Source organism: Streptomyces sp. NPDC107498 (assembly GCF_055582805.1).
Map to the genome: position 1 here is coordinate 94410 of NZ_JBVJPE010000005.1, position 17451 is coordinate 111860.

10 protein-coding genes are annotated in these 17451 nt (G+C 73.7%); 4 read left to right on the plus strand and 6 right to left on the minus strand.

Annotated elements, in window-relative coordinates:
- The first annotated feature begins 347 nt into the window (after positions 1-347).
- On the plus strand, positions 348-650 hold the full coding sequence (locus ACZ66Z_RS10810; RefSeq protein WP_469933648.1) for a chorismate mutase: 303 nt from the start codon (positions 348-350) through the stop codon (positions 648-650).
- Between the two features lie 749 nt (positions 651-1399).
- On the opposite strand, the gene ACZ66Z_RS10815 is transcribed toward ACZ66Z_RS10810, so the two are convergent.
- From ACZ66Z_RS10815 to ACZ66Z_RS10840, 6 genes are all read right to left on the minus strand, one after another.
- On the minus strand, positions 1400-3211 hold the full coding sequence (locus ACZ66Z_RS10815; protein ID WP_469933649.1) for a GMC oxidoreductase: 1812 nt from the start codon (positions 3209-3211) through the stop codon (positions 1400-1402).
- A 43-nt stretch (positions 3212-3254) separates the two neighbouring features.
- Positions 3255-4922, minus strand: a complete 1668-nt coding sequence (locus tag ACZ66Z_RS10820; protein WP_469933650.1) for a succinic semialdehyde dehydrogenase — start codon at positions 4920-4922, stop codon at positions 3255-3257.
- 153 nt (positions 4923-5075) lie between these two features.
- A complete protein-coding gene (locus tag ACZ66Z_RS10825; RefSeq protein WP_469933651.1) occupies positions 5076-6833 on the minus strand; it encodes a serine/threonine-protein kinase in 1758 nt (585 codons plus the stop codon).
- A 166-nt stretch (positions 6834-6999) separates the two neighbouring features.
- The gene (locus tag ACZ66Z_RS10830; RefSeq protein WP_469933652.1) at positions 7000-10119 is read right to left on the minus strand and encodes a protein kinase; all 3120 of its coding nucleotides are present in this window, start codon (positions 10117-10119) and stop codon (positions 7000-7002) included.
- Positions 10120-10276: 157 nt separating this feature from the next.
- Positions 10277-12895, minus strand: coding sequence for a serine/threonine-protein kinase (locus ACZ66Z_RS10835; RefSeq protein WP_469933653.1), 2619 nt, complete (start codon positions 12893-12895; stop codon positions 10277-10279).
- A gap of 189 nt (positions 12896-13084) precedes the next feature.
- On the minus strand, positions 13085-14791 hold the full coding sequence (locus ACZ66Z_RS10840; RefSeq protein WP_469933654.1) for a glycerol-3-phosphate dehydrogenase/oxidase: 1707 nt from the start codon (positions 14789-14791) through the stop codon (positions 13085-13087).
- Between the two features lie 371 nt (positions 14792-15162).
- Between ACZ66Z_RS10840 and ACZ66Z_RS10845 the strand changes: the two genes are divergently transcribed.
- The 3 genes from ACZ66Z_RS10845 (at position 15163) to ACZ66Z_RS10855 (ending at position 17386) form a co-directional block, all read left to right on the plus strand.
- Positions 15163-16404: a nucleotide sugar dehydrogenase gene (locus ACZ66Z_RS10845; protein ID WP_469933655.1), complete on the plus strand. Its 1242-nt coding sequence runs from the start codon at positions 15163-15165 to the stop codon at positions 16402-16404.
- A gap of 112 nt (positions 16405-16516) precedes the next feature.
- Complete coding sequence (locus tag ACZ66Z_RS10850) at positions 16517-16780, plus strand: hypothetical protein (RefSeq protein ID WP_469933656.1); 264 nt, start codon at positions 16517-16519, stop codon at positions 16778-16780.
- A 114-nt stretch (positions 16781-16894) separates the two neighbouring features.
- Complete coding sequence (locus ACZ66Z_RS10855; protein WP_469933657.1) at positions 16895-17386, plus strand: hypothetical protein; 492 nt, start codon at positions 16895-16897, stop codon at positions 17384-17386.
- Positions 17387-17451: the final 65 nt, after the last annotated feature.

The window sequence follows — 17451 nt, forward strand, 5'->3', positions numbered from 1 at the left end:
GCGGTAGGAGAGGTTCCCTCGGAGGTCCCCCGGAGGCTCCCCGGGGTTCCCTCGAAAGGGGGGCTATTTGTCGATTCTACCGGCGCGCCGGTGACTCCTTTTCGTCTCACCATCCGAACCCGGGTTGTGACGGGGTGTGCGGAGGGGTCCATACTGTCGCCATGCACAAGCACTCGACCTTCGTCTTTACCTATGGCAACCGGCCCACCGGCTGCCATGGTCGTGCTGCTTGAGCCACTGACAAGCGACTTCCCAGGCGCCCCGGGCCGACAAGGCCCGGGGCGTTCTGCTTGTCTCCGGGCGATGTCGCCCCGGGGCTCCCGGACCCGACACCACGAGGAGCCCCCATGACGACCACCGCCACCGCGAAGACCATCACCGAGCAGACCGGCGCCCGCACCGACGAGGCGGCGACGCTGATCGGTGACGCCCGCGAGCGCATCGACTCCCTCGACGACCGGATCATCGGCCTCATCCAGGAACGGACGGCCGTCTCGACCGTCATCCAGGAGGCCCGGATCTCCTCGGGCGGCCGCCGGGTGAACCTGGCCCGCGAGATGGAGGTCCTCGGCCACTACCGGGACGCGCTGGGCAAGCCGGGCACGGCGCTGGCGATGACGGTGCTGGAGCTCTGCCGGGGCCGCGTCTGAGGGACGCGGCGTCCGGAGCGCGTCCGGGTGCGTGCCCGTACCGGAGTTCGGTACGGCTCTCACCCGTACGGCGCGTGACCGGCTCCGGCCGGGCTTCGTTGGTCCGGTTGTCCGTGCCAGCCAGGGGCGGGCCCGAAAGAAACCACGCGTGGCTTCGCTGGGGCGTGTGGCGTACCTCTCGGGTACGTCGTGGGACCTCGCACCAGCGCGTGTGACCGGACAGCAGGGGACAGCAGCCCGGTCACCCAGAAAGGGCGGTCGGTCCCGGGGACGCCCGGGACCGGCCGCAACCGGCCGATCTCCCGATCCTCCCCGTCCCCCTGATCCCGACCCCGCCCTCTCCGATCCCCTCCCCCGCGGCGCAACCCCCCGGCGCCGCCCCGCTCGGCACCGCCGCTGCCCTGACACCGGTGCCGACCCGAGGGCCCCGCGCCGCGACCGGAATCGCGGGCGCGGGGCCCTTCCTCACGCCCGGCCTCCACCTCCGCCCTCACGCCCGGCCTCCGCCTCCGCCCTCACGCCCGGCCTCCACCTCCCCCTTGCGCCCGGCCTCCACCTCCGCCCTTGCGCCCGCTCTTCACCTCCGGCGGCACAGTCCGCGACAGGACGTGACGCGCGTCACACAAAGATCCCGGGCAACCGCTACAACCAAGGGCGGGGTCCGGAGGTCATCTATGCAGCAACACCAAAGCCGGAAGGGCGCTGCACTCGGAGGGGGGTGCAGCGCCCTTTCTGTGCGTCGGCGACGCTCAGTCCTTCTTCGGCGGAACCGCCGGGATCCCCAGGAACGGCAGCCGCAGGGCGCCGAAGGCCTCGGACGGGACGGCGGGGGACTTCGGCTCGACCGCCGAGATCCGCACGTACGCCTCGCCCTGCCGCGGGCGCGGGTCCTCCTCGCCCTTGTTCGGCCAGAAGGACATGGCGCGCTCCGCCTGGGCCGTGATCGTCAGGGACGGGTTGACGCCGAGGTTGGCGGAGACGGCCGCGCCGTCGACGACGGAGATCCCCGGGTAGCCGAAGAGCCGGTGGTACGGGTCGATGACGCCGGTCGCGCCGTCGGCGCCGATCGGGCAGCCGCCCAGGAAGTGCGCGGTGAGCGGGGTGCCCATCAGTTCGCCGACGTTGGAGCCGGCGAAGCCGTTGATCTCCTCGGCGAGGAGGGTGGCGGCCCGGGTGGCCTCGGGGATCTGGACCGGGTTCGGGGCGCCGTGCCCCTGGCGGGCCGTGAGCAGGCCCTTTCCGAGGCCGCCGGGCTTGCGGTAGGTCGTGAGGGAGTTGTCGAGGGACTGCATGACCAGACCGATGATGGTCCGCTCGGACCAGTGCCGGTTGGAGAGCGAGCGGACGGCCAGCGCCGGGTGCCTGAGCAGGTTGAGGAACCAGGCGCGCACCCGGTGGGCGCCGTAGGGCACCTGGAGGACGGTCAGGCTGCCCATCGAGTTGGAGCCCTTGCCGTACCGGACCGGCTCGATGTGGGTGTTCTCGTCCGGGTGGACGGACGAGGTGATGGCGACGCCCCTGGTGAAGTCGGCCTTCTCCTTGCCGTGCCGCTTGCGGTAACGGCGGTCGGTGGTCTGGGCCCCGACGAGGCCCTCGGAGTTGGTGCGGGTGAGCTCGCCGAGCCGGTCCGGGATCCGGGGCAGCAGTCCGCTGTCCTTCATCCGGTGCAGCAGGGTCTGCGTGCCGTACGTGCCGGCGGCGATCACCACGCGGCGGGCGGTGAAGGTGCGCCCCCTGCCCTTCTTCCGGTTGTCGGTGGGCAGGGTCTTCACCGCGAAGCCGCCCCGTGAGTCCTCGGTGACGGTGACGACCGTGGTCATGGGGTGGACGGTGGCGCCCGCCTTCTCGGCGAGGTACAGGTAGTTCTCGTTGAGGGTGTTCTTGGCGCCGTGGCGGCAGCCGGTCATGCACTCGCCGCACTCGGTGCAGGCGCGCCGGGCCGGGCCCGCGCCGCCGAAGTAGGGGTCGGGGACCTCCCCGCCCGGCTTCGCCGTCGACGTGCCGTCGGCGTCGTCGCCGTCCCCGAAGAAGACGCCGACCGGCGCCATGTGGAAGGTGTCGCCGATGCCCATGGCCTGGGCGGCGGACTTCAGGTGCACGTCGGAGGGGGTCATCGTCGGGTTGAGGCGGACTCCGAGCATCCGTTTCGCCTGGTCGTAGTACGGCCGCAGCTCGTCCTGCCAGTCCGTGATGTCCTTCCACTGCGGGTCGTCGAAGAAGGGCTTGGGCGGTACGTAGAGGGTGTTGGCGTAGTTGAGGGAGCCGCCGCCGACGCCGGCGCCCGCGAGCACCATGACGTTGCCGAGCAGGTGGATGCGCTGGAGGCCGTAGAGGCCGAGGGCGGGGGCCCACAGGAAGTTCTTCAGGTCCCAGGAGTTCTTGGGCAGGGTGGCGCGGGTGAAGCGGCGCCCGGCCTCCAGGACGCCGACCCGGTAGCCCTTCTCGGTGAGGCGGAGGGCGGTGACCGAGCCGCCGAAGCCGGAGCCGACGACCAGGACGTCGTAGTCGTACGCGGTGTCGTCCGCGAGCTCCTGATTTTGGGTAGGGGGTACCGCGGCCATGGCTCTCCTCGTACGGAAAGGTGTGGAAAGGGACGGGGCGGCGTCAGCGCAGGCGCAGGGCCTTCATCGCCTTCAGGGACACGCTCATGAACGCGGCGTACTTCTCGTCGTCCATCCCGAAGGAGGGCGCGAGCGGGATCAGCCGCTGCTGGGCGACGGTCTGCGCCTCGGTGTACTTGAGGATGCCCTCGGAGCCGTGCCGGCGGCCGAGCCCGGAGTCCTTCATGCCGCCCATCGGGGACTGCACGCTGCCGTAGGCCGGGGCGTACCCCTCGTTGATGTTGACGGTGCCGGTGCGCAGCCGGGCCGCGACGGCGTGGCCGCGGCGCGAGTCCTTCGTCCAGACGGAGGAGTTGAGGCCGTACGGGGTGGCGTTGGCGAGCTCGACGACCTCGTCCTCGTCCGTGAAGCGGTAGACGGAGACGACCGGGCCGAAGGTCTCCTCGCCGCAGACGGCCATCGGGGCCTCGACGCCGTCGAGGATGGTCGGCTCGTAGAAGAGGGGGCCGACGTCGGGGCGGGCGACGCCGCCGGCGACGAGCGTGGCGCCCTTCGCGACGGCCTCCTCCACGTGCTTCGTGACGGTCTCCAGCTGCCGCTCGCCGACCAGGGAGCCCATGTCCGCCCCGTACGCGAGGGAGCTGCCCAGGCGCATGGCCCGGGTGCGGGTGGCGAAGCGGTCGAGGAAGGCGTCGGCGATCGACTCGTGCACGTACAGCCGCTCGATGGAGATGCAGAGCTGTCCGGCGGAGGAGAAGCAGGCGCGGACGGCTCCGGCGGCGGCCTTCTCGACGTCGGCGTCCTCGAGGACGAGCATCGCGTTCTTGCCGCCGAGTTCGAGCGAGACGCCGACGAGGCGGGCGGCGGCGCCCCGGGCGACCTCGCGGCCGGTGCGGGTGGAGCCGGTGAAGGAGACGTAGTCGGCGTGGGCGACGACCTCGGGGCCGACGACCGGGCCCTCGCCGAGGACGACCTGGAAGACCTCGGCGGGCAGTCCGGCCTCGATGAGCAGGTCACGGGCCCAGAGCGCGGTGAGCGCGGTCTCCGTGTCGGGCTTCATGACGACGGCGTTGCCCGAGACGAAGGCGGGGAGGGCGTCGCCGACGGAGAGCTCCAGGGGGTAGTTCCAGGGGGCGATCTGGCCGACGACCCCGCGCGGCTGGCGCAGTTCGGTGACCTTGGTGAGGGTCGGCACGACGCCGGTGTGGCGCTTGGCGCGCAGGTACGAGGCGGCCTTGCGGCCGTAGTGGCGGGCGGCGACGGCGACCGCCTGCACCTCCTCGTGGGCGTGCAGACGGGCCTTGCCGGTCTCCAGCTGGATGAGGTCGAGGACCTCGGCCTGCCGCTGGAGGACGAGGTCGTGGAAGCGCAGGAGGACGGCGGCGCGGGCCCGGACCGGGGTGGCGGCCCAGGCGGTCTGGGCGGCACGCGCGCACGTGAAGGCCTCGGCGACGTCCTCGGGGGTGGACTCGGGCAGGTCGGCCAGCTTCTCCCCGGTGAAGGGGGTGTGGTTGGCGGTCCGGCCGGAGCCGACGACTCCGCGCGTGAGCCGGGCGACCAGCTCGGGCGTCACGACGTCGGCGGCGGTCCGCACGCCGGCGGGCGCGGGCGCGACCGGGTTGGTCGCGCCGGCGGGCGCGGCCGGGCGGGCCGCCTCGGCGGCGGTGTCGGCGGGAACCGTGGGGGCGGCGGGGGCCTGCGAGTCCGTCATGGGGCCGAGCGTAGGCCGCGTTCCGACCTTTGGGTACCCGTCGGTAACGCGTTTTCACCGCCCGCACACATCACGCCAGCGATCACTGGCACATAAGTCCTGATCAGGGGCTTACCGCTGGCGGAGGCCACCAGTGGAGATTTTTCCGCCCCCTCAGTCCCCCGGCGCCCGCCAGTGCTGGACGACGATGTCGAACTGCTCCCGGGTGGTCTCCCAGCTCGACTCCGGCGAGGACATGTAGAGGGCGTACTCGGTGCCGTCGTCCTCGTAGTACATCTGGTCGATCGCGTGCCGCGGCCCGGGGAAGTTCTTCTTCTCGGTCCAGGTGAACTCCCACAGACAGGAGCGGACCTGGTCGCGGTAGGTGACCTGGTCGAGCTTGACCCGCTGGTAGTCCATGCGCTTCTGGAGGAGGACCTCCAGGTCGAGGGCGTGCATGTACGGGTTCTCGAAGTCGGGGCTGCGGTCGATGCTGATGCGGATGCGGTGGCGGCCGTTGTCCGGGGTGTAGTCGATCTGGTCGCCCTCCGTCTGCCGCTTCCAGCCGTCCGGTACGAGGAGGCTGAAGCCCTCCGGGTCCTTGACCCGGTGCCAGCCGGCCGGGACGTCGTCGCCCGCGTCCTTCTTGGTGACGGGGGTCGCCGCCGTCGTCCGTCCGCCGCCGTGGTCGCCGCCCGCGTGGTTCATGGCCGCGAAGACGGCACCGCCCGCGACGACGCCGGCGAGCAGCGCCGCGAGCACGGCGGAACGCCAGCGACCACGACCGGGGGCGGAGGCCGGGGCGAGCGTGGGGTGCTGTGGGGGTGCGGGGGAGGGATGGGACGGGTGGGGCGGATAGGGCTGCTGAGGGGCGTGGGGCCACTGCGCGGTGACCTTCCGCGGCCCGCCGGGCGTCAGGCCCTCCGTACCGGTGCCCGTGCCGGTGCCGGTGCCCGGGCCCGTGCCGGTGCCGGTGCCGGTTCCCGTGCCGTCCGCGCTACGCGCGTCGCCGGCCGGGCCGCTCGCGTCCGCCTCCAAGCCCAGGTCCTCCCGGGCCACGCGCTGGGTCGGCACGTACGCCTGCGCCGCCGTCGGCGTGCGCCCCTCCATCGCGTCGAGCAGCATCCGCTCGGCCTCGTCCGCGCGCGGCCGCTGCGCCGGGTCCTTGCGCAGCAGGGCCACGATGACGGAGGCCAGCGGCCCCGCCTTCTCCGGACGCGGCGGCTCCTCGGTCACCACGGCCTGCATGGTGCTGATCGGGGAGGTGCGGCGGAACGGCGAGGTGCCCTCCACCGCCGTGTACAGCGTGGCGCCGAGGGACCAGAGGTCGGAGGCGGGACCCGGGTCGCCGCCCTGCACCCGCTCGGGCGCCAGGTAGTCGATGGAACCGACGATCTCGCCGGTCCGCGTGATCGTCGAGTCCCCCTCGATCGCCGCGATCCCGAAGTCGGTGATGAGGACGCGCCCGTCCCGCGCGAGCAGCACGTTGCCCGGCTTGACGTCCCGGTGCAGCACACCGGCCGCGTGCGCGGCGCGCAGCGCGCCGACGACGTGCAGCCCGATCCTGGCCGCCTCGCGGGGCTCGATCGTGCCGGCCTCCTTGGCGGCGTCGGCGAGCGAGGGCCCGTCGACGTACTGCATCACGATCCACGGCCGGTTGTCGTGCTCCAGGACGTCGTGGACGGTCACCACACCGGGGTGCGTGATCCGTGCGGCGGCCCGCGCCTCCTTCTGCGTGCGGGCGTGCAGCACGAGCCGGTCGGCCTCGGCCACGAAACGACCCGCCGTCAGCTCCTTCACCGCCACCACGCGGTGCAACACCTCGTCGTGCGCGCGCCAGACCTTGCCCATGCCGCCGCGCCCGATGGACTCGCCCAGCCGGTAGCGACCGGCGAGCAGCAGCCCCGACCCTGTGCTCTGAGAATGTTCCACTTGCCCCCGCCCGTTCCTTCTGATGCCAGGTTACGGAGGGGGGTGCGGGCGACGGAACCTCGGGGCGGTCATAGGAACAGCACTGTGACCGGGGGACGGTGGCAACCGTCCCGGTGCCCGACGTCCCGGCGCCCTCACCGCCCCGGTGCCCGGCGTGCCGGTGCCCTCAACGTCCCGGGCGGAACGCCTTCGTGGCCTGCTCGTAGACCTCGGACACCTTGTCGCGCTCGCTCTCCGGTCCGATGACCTGGACGACGTGGTACCGACCGCCGTCGATCAGGGCGAGGTTGCGCACGAACACCTCGCGCCCCGTGCTGTCCAGCCAGGTGTAGTCGCCCTCCGCCGTCGGCGTCCGGCCGATGTCCACCCGGCGCGCCCTCACCACCTGCGACCAGCTGGACGACCGGTACGGCTCCAGCTCGCGCTCCTTGGCGTTCTGGTACTCCAGCGGGTCCGCGCCGTTGTCCCGGACGCCGTCCCGGCCGGGCACGACGACCAGAGTGAAGTCCCCGCCGGTGTAGCGCACTTGACCGGCGTCGTTGATCGGGCTGCGGCGCCACCCCTTCGGGACCCCGATCCGGAAGCCCTCGGGGTCCTGGCGCAGCTCGTACCCGGCGGCGAGCGCGGGAGCCGAAGGGCCCGCCGGAGGCGGGGTGGTGGCCGGCTTCGTGGCCGGTCTCGTGGTCGGCGCCCCCGGCGGTCTCCCGGTCGGTTCGGCGGTCGGCTGCGCGGGCGCGGTCGTACCGGGCGCCGGGCCCGTCGCGGTCGTGGGCGTCGTCGGCGCGGCGGACCCCTCGCCCTTCCCCGGCATGAACAGGACGGCGTACGCGACGGCCCCCACGAGCAGCAGGAGGACGAGGATCAGGAGCGTACGGCCCAGGGCCCCCGGGGAACCCGGGGCCCTGGAGGACGAGGGGCGCGCGGAAGACCGTGGAGTGCGCGGGGCGCGCTGCGGGATCTCTCCGTCGAACTCGTCACGGAAGTCCTCGCGGAATTCCTCACGGAAGTCCTCGCGGGGCCCTTCGTGGAACTCCTCGCGGTCATCGGGCCGGACGTTCGCACGGCCGTACTCGTGACTGTGCCCCCGGCCGTACGCGTCGGGTCCCTGCGAGGCCTCGTGCCGGCTCGCGGGGCGCGGGTCCTTGCCGCGCTTGTGACGGTGACGGCCCGCCCCCGCTCCCCCGCGCCACCGGCGCACCAGCTCGCCGCGCCGGCGCACGATCGGCAACCGCGCCTCGTCGAAGGACGGCAGCGGTACGACCCCGAGCCCGGCGTCCGGCTCCGGCGCCGAACGGACGAGGGAGCGCAGCCAGCCGCGCAGCTCCTCGAAGTCCGGCCGCTCGGTGGGGTCCTGACGCAGCAGTGACTCCACGACCGGCCGCAGGGGCCCGCACTCCTCGGCGAAGGCCGGCGGCTCGGCACAGACCAGCTGGACCAGCTCGGTCGCGTTGTCCTCGGGGTACGGGGCATGGCCCTGGACGGCCCGGTAGAGGAGCGCGCCGAGCGCCCACAGGTCGGTGGCGGGGCCGATCGGCGGGGCGAGGCGCCAGTTCTCGTGCACGGGCCCGGCCTGCTCGGGCGCCCAGCGCTCGGTCACGGCACCGACGACCGCGATCCGGGTCTGGCGGGCCCGCTCGGCGGCGAGCCGCGTGGTCGGCCCCCGGTGCGCCTGGGCCGGGATCGCGACCGGCGCTTCGGCCCCGGTGCCGGCGGGGACCGGGAGCGGAGTGGTGTCCGGGGTCGCCGCGGTGTAACCGGCGGGCAGGGCCGGACGGCCCGAACCGGGCAGCAGGGGGCCGCCCCCGGCCGGGACCGGCCCGGAGGCGTCGCGCGCGACGTGCGGCCCGTCGCTCCAGCTGCCGGTCAGCATCACGCGCGGCGGCGGACCGGCCTGCGGACCGCCGCCGTACGGCTCGTCGCCGTTGCCGTCGCCGTCGTCCTCGTCGTCCTCGTCCTCGGCCACCCGCGCCCACCACTGCGGTTCGGGCGCGCCGGACGCCTGCGCCGTCGGCGGCGGGGGCGGCCCGGGCGGCTCCGGCAGTGCGGGGCGCTGGGCCGGAAGCGCCCCGGTCTCGCCGAGCCGGGCGGCGGCTCGCGCACCGGCGCGGTACGCGGCGATGGCCCCGGCGCGCGCGGCCCGCACATCGGCGGTGGGCGGCGCGACCACGGGTCGCGTCTCGGCGGCGGCGGGCGTGGCCTGCCCGTAGGGGTCGACACCGTAGGAGCCGGGGGCGGCGGGCCCGTCCGGGCCGGGACCGATGGCGAGGGCGGTGCCGGTGCCAGTGTCGGGGGCGGTGTCGTCCGGGTGCGGCTCGCCGCCGAACCCGTGGTCCTCCTCGGCCTCGTCGCCCTCCTCGTACACCTCCACCTCGTACGTCTCGGAGCCGTACTCGTCGGCCTCGTACCCGCCCGATCCGTACGCCTCGGAGCCGTACTCCTCGGAGCCGTACTCCTCCGATCCGTACCGCTCGGTCCCGTACTCCTCCGATCCGTACTCCTCCGATCCGTACTGCTCGGTCCCGTACCCCTCGGAGCCGTACTCCTCCGTCCCGTACCCCTCGGACTCGTCCTCCTCCGCCCCGTACGCCTCGGGCGCGTACGGATCAGCCGCGTGAGCGACCTGTCCGGGCACCGTCGGCTCGTGCTCCCCGGGTTCGGTCATCGGGGGCGGTGCGAACTCGTCCGGCGGTTCCGGGACCGCCGCGTAGCCGCAGAGGGCCTCCTCGGCGGCGCCCACCGCGAGGCCGCTGAGGACCACGCGGCCGTCGTCGCAGACGAGCACGGTCCGGGCGGTGATGTTCCGGTGCACCCAGCCGTGGGCGTGGAGGGCGCGCAGGGCGGTGAGGACGTCGGCGCCTATCTCGGCCGCGCGGTACGGGTTGAGGGGGCGCTCGGCGAGGAGCGCGGCCAGTGGTCTGGCCGCCACGCGCTCGCTCACTATCCACAGCGAGCCGGCCTCCGCGAAGACGTCGAAGACCTGGTCGAGCAGGGGGTGGTCGGGGATCTGCGCGGCGGCCTGGGCGGCCTCGATGGCCCGGCGCACGACGGGCTCGGCCGGTCGGCGGGTGGCCGCGCCCGCGCCGCCGCTGGAACCGGCGGGACCGCCCTGCCCGTCGAGCACCTCGGCGTCGACGAACTCCGGCAGCGGCACCTGGCGGACCAGCACCTCCTGCCCGCTGTACGTGTCGAAGGCGCGCGTCTCCACCGGGTCGTACGCGTCGGCGCCCGCCGGCGGCAACGGCAGGCGGTAGCGGTCGGCGAGCACCCTTCCCGCGTAGTCGTCCACGACGCCTCCCCACGCGCGCACGATGTCCCCGTGGACCCGCGGATCCCTCGGGATCGGGCGGGATCACGCGAGTCCGTCAGTTCCGGTCCGGCACCGTGCAGTTGTCGGCTCTGTTCGGCTGTTTTCGGTCCGAGAACCTCACGATACGTGCCACCGGTCAGTCCTTGGGGCTGAACGTGACGAACGCCGTCTCCCGCAGCGTCCTGCACTCCGCGCCGTTCCATTCGTCCGACGCGCAGCTGATCATGATGGAGTAGCCGTGCGTGGCGTCCACCTTGAAGCCGCGGTTGAGCACGTGGACGCGGACGCCCTTCTGCGTGCGCTCGAACTCCCAGTCGGCGACGGTCGGGTAGCCCTTGTAGGAGACCGGCCTTATGCCGAGGTGCTTGTAGTTCTGGCTGGTGGCGGCCACGCCGTACCGGGCCAGCTCCCAGGCGTGCGCGGCGTCGTCCTTCGGGCTGCCGTTGTAGTCGACCTGGACGCGCGGGAAGCCGCCGCTCTCGTTGTATATCCCGCCGAGGGAGTACCCCGGGATCGAGTGGAACGTGAAGGTCGAGGGCATGGCCATCGAGAAGTGGAGCCGGTCGTTGGTGACGAGGCCGTAGCCGGCGGGCAGCTTCGCGCCCGTCTCGCCGCCGGGCTTACCGGTGGGCGTGGTGCCGTTCCCCCCACCCGTGGACCCCGTCGTGCCGTCGGTGCCCGTCGTTCCCGTGCTGCCGTCGCCGCCGGGCTGCACGCCGCCCTGCTGGCCGGGACCGCCCGAGGCCTGGCCCTGGGCTCCACCGGAACCGCCGGAACCGCCGGAACCGTCGGCGCCTCCGGAGCCGTCACCGCCGGCCGTGGCACCGGCCGAGGCGGTGGTGCCCCCGTCGCCCTTGCCCTGGTTGCCCTCGTCGCCCCCGCCGCCGAGGGAGACCGCGAGGATCGTCCCGAGCACGGCGAGGACGGCGACCGCGGCGATGATCACCAGGGTGCGGCGCGGCACGACGTCGGTCAGCGGCGCACGGGCGGGGGCGGGCCTGCCGCCGCCCCGCAGCGGCTCGGTCGCGAGCCTCGGGGCCTGGGCCGGCTCGGCCTTCACGGAGGCCGCCGCGTTCCGTACGGACTTCAGCGCGCCCCTCATCCGCTCCGCGGCCGCGTCGGGGCCCTTCTCGCCCGCCGGGGCCCCCGGAGCCCCCTCGGGGCGCGGCGGCAGCGGTACGACGGTGGTGACCTCGGGCGAGGCCACGGGCGCCGGCTCGGGCGCGTCGAGCACGGCCCGCAGCAGGACCCGGGCGCGGGCGTCGTCGAGCCGCTGCGCCGGATCCTTGGCGAGCAGGCCGTAGATGACCTGCTCCAGCTCGGGACCGGCGTTCTTCGGCGGGTCGACCGGCTCGGTCATCACGGCCGTGAGGGTGGCGATGGCGGAGCCCTTGTCGTACGGCGGACTGCCCTCGACCGCCGCGTAGATGAGGCCGCCCAGCGACCACATGTCGGCTGCCGGGCCGGGCTTGTGGCCGCGGGCGCGCTCCGGGGAGATGTACGAGGGGGCGCCGACGAGCATGCCGGTGGAGGTGATCGAGGGGTCGCCCTCCACCTGGGCGATGCCGAAGTCGGTGAGGACGACCCGGCCGTCCTCGGCGATCAGGACGTTGGACGGCTTCACGTCGCGGTGCAGGATGCCCTCGCGGTGCGCCGAACGCAGCACGTCGAGGATGGCGAGGCCGACCTCGGCGGCGCGCCGGGGCGTGAGGGTGCCGTCCTCGCGGACCGCGTCCGCGAGCGACTTGCCCTCGATGAGCTCCATGACGATCCACGGGCGGTCGTCCTCGTCGACGACGTCGTACACGGTGACGGCGCCGTTGTTGCGGATCCGGGCGATGGCCTTCGCCTCGCGCAGGGTCCGGGTGATGAGGCGGCGCTTCTCGTCCTCGTCGATGCTCGTGGGGAAGCGGAGTTCCTTGACGGCGACGGTGCGGCCGAGGGTCTCGTCGACGGCGCGCCACACGGTGCCCATGCCGCCGCGGCCGAGGACCGCGCCGAGCCGGTAGCGGCCCGCGAGCAGCCGTCCCTCGCCGACCGGTGTCTTGCGGAGCCTGTCGCCGCCGCGCGCGGTGGCCGCACCGGTCCGGCGGTCACCCTCGCCGTCTCCGTCACCGGCTCCGAAACCGGCGCGCCCGGTCGAGGGTTCGGTGCCGCGCAGCCGCCCGGCCACGACGGCGTCGTCGCCACCGGTCCCGGAACCCGCCGCGCTCGAAGCCGCCGCGCTCGAACCCGTAGGCCGGGCGGGCGGCGCGTCCTGAGGCCCCTTCACGTCCGAACCAGACTCCCGGGCCGCCGGAATCGCGACGTCCGGCACCTCCGGAACGGCCTTCGCGGACTCCACCGCCTTCGCGGACTCCACGGACTCCACGGACTCCACGGGCTTCACGGACTTCCCGGACTTCGCCGACTCCTCGGACTTCGCGAACTCCACGGACTTCTCGGACTTCCTGGACTCGGGAACCGCGGCGCCCGGCGCGGGCTTCGCGGCCGTCAGGCGCCTCGTGGACTCCACGGACCCCTCCGACTCCGCGGTCTCCACGGTCTCCGCGGGCTTCTCGTCCTCGGTCTGCCGCCCGGTCTCCCGCCCGTCCTCCGGGGCCTGTGCACCCCGGCTGACCTGCGCGTCCTCCATGTCTCGCTCCGACTCGCGCGCGGCCGGGACCGCTCCTCGGTCGCCGTCGGTCGCGGCCCCCGCGGCGGCGTCCCGCCTGGGGTCCCTCGCCTTGTCCCGCGACTGCTCCGCCTCCGACATGCGTCCCCTCTGCGATCCCTGATCTCCGCCGCGTCTGCCGCTTCCCTCGCGATGCGGTAACCCGCCCTGGAAGAGAGGCCATTGTCTCTCACCTCGGGGCGGGTGACGCCCCCGGGTCCGCACTCCGGGATACGACGCCTCCGCGCACCCCCGGGGTTCCCGCCGGACGCGGACCCCCCGGACGCCTTGTCAGATGGGCACGATGTCCGGCGCCCCGAGCCGTGCGGCGTCCGCCGTCAGGTCGTCGGGCTGCCGCTGCGACTCCCGCTCCGCCTCCACCCGCTTCTCGTAGTGCTCGACCTCCTTCTCGATCTGCCGCTCGTCCCAGCCGAGGACCGGCGCCATGAGTTCCGCGCACTCGCGGGCGCTGAGCGTGCCCCGGTCGAAGGTCTCGATGGAGATCCTGGTCCGCCGGGTGAGGACGTCGTCGAGGTGGCGCGCCCCCTCGTGCGAGGCGGCGTAGACGATCTCGGCGCGCAGGTAGTCCTCGGCCGCCGCGAGCGGTTCGCCGAGGCTCGGGTCGGCCTCGACGAGGTCGAGGAGCTCCTCCGTCAGGGAGCCGTAGCGGTTGAGGAGATGCTCGACCCTGACGACGTGCAGCCCGGTCCTCGCGGCGATTCTCGCCCGCGCGTTCCACAGGGCGCGGTAGCCCTCGGCGCCGAGGAGCGGGGTGTCCTCGGTGACGCAGGGGGCGACACGCTGGTCCAGGCCGTGCACCGCCTCGTCGACGGCGTCCTTCGCCATCACGCGGTACGTCGTGTACTTGCCGCCGGCGACGACCACGAGGCCGGGGACCGGGTGGGCGACGGTGTGCTCGCGGGAGAGCTTGCTGGTGGCGTCGGACTCGCCGGCGAGGAGGGGGCGCAGGCCGGCGTAGACGCCCTGGACGTCGTCCCGGGTGAGCGGGGTGGCGAGCACGGTGTTCACGTGCTCCAGGAGGTAGTCGATGTCGGCGCTGGAGGCCGCGGGGTGCGCCTTGTCGAGGTCCCAGTCGGTGTCGGTGGTGCCGACGATCCAGTGGCGTCCCCAGGGGATGACGAAGAGCACGGACTTCTCGGTGCGCAGGATCAGTCCGGTGGTCGAGTGGATGCGGTCCTTGGGCACGACGAGGTGGATGCCCTTGGAGGCACGGACGTGGAACTGGCCGCGCTCTCCGATGAGGGCCTGGGTGTCGTCCGTCCACACGCCGGTGGCGTTGACGATCTGCTTGGCCCGGATCTCGTACGCGATCCCGGCCTCCACGTCCTGGACGCGCGCGCCCACGACCCGCTCGCCCTCGCGGAGGAAGCCGATGACGCGGGCCCGGCTGGCGGCCCTGGCGCCGTAGGAGGCGGCGGTGCGCACGAGGGTGGTGACGAAGCGGGCGTCGTCCATCTGGGCGTCGTAGTACTGGAGGGCGCCGACCAAAGCGTCCTTCTTCAGGCAGGGCGCGACGCGCAGGGCGCCGCGGCGGGAGAGGTGCCGGTGGGCGGGGAGCCCGCGGCCGTGGCCGGAGGAGAGCGACATCGCGTCGTACAGCGCGACTCCCGAGCCGGCGTAGAACCGCTCCCAGCCCTTGTGCTGGAGCGGGTAGAGGAAGGGGACCGGCTTCACCAGGTGGGGCGCGAGCCGCTCCAGGAGCAGTCCGCGCTCCTTGAGCGCCTCCCGCACGAGGGCGAAGTCCAGCATCTCCAGATAGCGCAGGCCGCCGTGGATGAGCTTGCTGGACCTGCTGGAGGTGCCGGAGGCCCAGTCGCGGGCCTCCACGATGCCGGTGGAGAGCCCTCTGGTGACGGCGTCGAGGGCGGTTCCGGCGCCGACCACTCCGGCGCCGACGACCAGCACGTCCAGCTCTCGCTCGGCCATGGCCGCGAGCGCCTCGGCGCGCTCGGCGGGTCCCAGTGTCGCTGTCCTCATGCTGCTGCCTCCCGTCGTCCCCCGTCGGTCCCGTCCGTCCCGTCCGTCCCGCACGGGCCCCGCACGCCACCGCCCCTTGTTCGCGGACGTTCGCGAGCGTTCACGGACGTCGCGGACGTCCGCGGGCGGAACGCGCACAAGCCGTGAACCGGGCCCGTGCGGTCCGGCTCACAGCTCGATTCTGTCCCGCTCCCGCGACTTCAGCCACCGCCTCACCGCCGACCTGTGGATAACACTCGGCGATCTTCGGCTCCGCAATGCCGCATATCGGTCATATTTACGCCTAGTCTGACATTGCGCTCGACCCGTTCTGTCCACCGGGCTTGCGCGTCGCGCCCCCTCCGGCTACTGGGAAGGACGGCCCACCCTCCATGCCCGCTGATCTCGCCGTCATCGGCCTCGGCCACCACGGACTCCCCCTGGCCCAGGCCGCCACCGCCGCAGGCATCGACACCATCGGCTACGACACCGATCCCCACCCCGTCGCCGAACTCGCCGCCGGCCGCTCCCCGGTCGACGGCCCCCTCACCGCCCCCGAGATCCGCCGGATGCTCTCGGGAAGCTTCCGGCCGACCGCCGACCCCGCCGAGCTCGGCCGGGTCCGCACCGCCGTCCTCTGCGCCCCCACCCCCCTCGGCCCCGACCGGACGCTCGACCTCACCGCCGTCACCGACGCCGCCCGCGCGCTCGCCGCCCGGCTGCGCCCGCACACCACCGTCCTCCTGGAGTCCCCGGTCCCCCCGGGCACCACCGAGGGCCTCCTCCGCGAGACCCTGGAGGCGGGCTCCGGACTGCGCGCCGGACGCGACTTCCACCTCGCGTACTCGCCCGGCCGCCTCGATCCCGGCAGCCGCACCCACGGCTACGCCGGCACCCCCAAGGTCATCGGCGGCCTCACCCCGGCCTGCACCGAGTCCGCGGCCGCCTTCTACGGCCGGCTCACCGACAAGGTGGTACGCGCGCGTGGCCCCCGCGAGGCGGAGACGGTCAAGCTCCTGGAGACCAACTTCCGGCACGTCAACATCGCCCTCGTCAACGAGATGGCGGTCCTCTGCCACGAACTCGGCGTCGACCTGTGGGACGTCATCCGCTGCGCCGAGACCAAGCCCTTCGGCTTCCAGGCCTTCCGCCCCGGCCCCGGCGTCGGCGGCCACGGCGTCCCCGTCGACACGGTCGGCGCCCACCGCCCGCTCCGCCTCGTCGAACTCGCCGGCCAGGTCAACGAGCGCATGCCGCAGTACGTCGTCCAGCGCGCCGCCACCCTCCTCAACGAGCACGGCAAGTCGGCCCGCGGCGCCCGGATCCTGCTCCTCGGCATCACGTACAAGCCCGACCTCCCCGACCGGCAGGGCTCCCCCGCCGACGAGATCGCCCGCCGCCTCATGGACCTGGGCGCCGCCGTCAGCTACCACGACCCCCACGTCCCCGACTGGCGCGTCCGCGAGCTGCCCGTCCCCCGCGCGGACTCCCTCTACGAGGCCGCCGCCCACGCCGACCTGACGGTCCTTCTCCAGCACCACCGCACGTACGACCTGCAGGGCCTCTCGGTGAAGGCGCAGCTCCTCCTGGACACGCGGGGGGCGACGCCCGCCGGAGCGGCCCACCGCCTGTGAGCGCGGCCGGGGCCGCCCGCACCGAATTCGCCTATGCCACTGTCATCGCCGACTGCTAGCCTCCGGGGCAATCGCGCGCGTCCGCACCGCGCGCACCGTCCCGGGGGCCCATGTGATCATCGCTCTGCTGCTGCTCGTCTTCTTCCTTGCGGTGGGGGCGGCAGGCCTCTATGTGGCCCTGAACATCAAGGACTCGGCCGTGCGGCTGGAACAGAACCAGCTGCGCAACCACGCACTGCGCGCGCAGGCACGGGGCGACCTGGGGCCGCCCGACCGGTTCCTCCCCGCCGTCGGCTTCCGCCTGCTCGGCGGAACCCTGGCCCTGTGCGGGCTGGGGCTGCCCGCCACGCTGCTGATCGTGGCGTTCTCGGCCTGACGCCCCCGGCGGCCCGCATCCCGGCCCGGCGCGACCCCGCGCCCGCGAACCCGCGGCGACCGCCCACACCTGACCGACCATCCGCTCTTCACCGTTCCCTGGGGGGGAATCCGCATGAGCCAGCCCGTTCCGCCGCCCGGCAACCCGTTCGCCGACGGCGCCGCGCCCCAGCAGTACCCGATGGCCCCGCCGCCGGCCCCGGCCCGTGGCAACGTGGCGCTCGGCCTCGTCGCCGCCGTGGTCGCGGCGATCGTCGCGGGCGTGGTGTACGGAGCCGTCATCGGCGGCACCGAGCGCGAGATCGGCTGGGCCGCCGTCGGCGTCGGCTTCCTCGTCGGCCTCGCCGCCGGCAAGGTCGGCGGCCGCAACCCCGTCCTGCCGGTCGCCGGCGCCGTGATCTCCCTCGGTGCCGTCTACCTCGGCCAGCTCGTGGGCATCGCGATCCTGGGGGCCGAGGACCTGAACGTCTCCGCCTCGGACCTCTTCTTCCAGGAGTTCGGCGCCGTGACGGAGGTGTGGAGCACGGAGGCGGACCCGCTGACCTTCCTGTTCTTCGCGCTCGCCGCCTTCGCCGCGTTCTCCGGCGCCAAGAAGGCCGCCGCGTAGCCGTCCCCGTACGGAGGAGAGGGGCCCCGCACCACCCGGTGCGCCGTCCCCCGTACGCAGGAGGG

Coding starts and splice junctions, on each gene's coding strand:
- ACZ66Z_RS10840 (WP_469933654.1), bottom strand. CDS start 14,791: ATGAGGACAGCGACACTGGGACCCGCCGAGCGCGCCGAGGCGCTCGCG.
- ACZ66Z_RS10855 (WP_469933657.1), top strand. CDS start 16,895: ATGAGCCAGCCCGTTCCGCCGCCCGGCAACCCGTTCGCCGACGGCGCC.
- ACZ66Z_RS10820 (WP_469933650.1), bottom strand. CDS start 4,922: ATGACGGACTCGCAGGCCCCCGCCGCCCCCACGGTTCCCGCCGACACC.
- ACZ66Z_RS10845 (WP_469933655.1), top strand. CDS start 15,163: ATGCCCGCTGATCTCGCCGTCATCGGCCTCGGCCACCACGGACTCCCC.
- ACZ66Z_RS10835 (WP_469933653.1), bottom strand. CDS start 12,895: ATGTCGGAGGCGGAGCAGTCGCGGGACAAGGCGAGGGACCCCAGGCGG.
- ACZ66Z_RS10810 (WP_469933648.1), top strand. CDS start 348: ATGACGACCACCGCCACCGCGAAGACCATCACCGAGCAGACCGGCGCC.
- ACZ66Z_RS10815 (WP_469933649.1), bottom strand. CDS start 3,211: ATGGCCGCGGTACCCCCTACCCAAAATCAGGAGCTCGCGGACGACACC.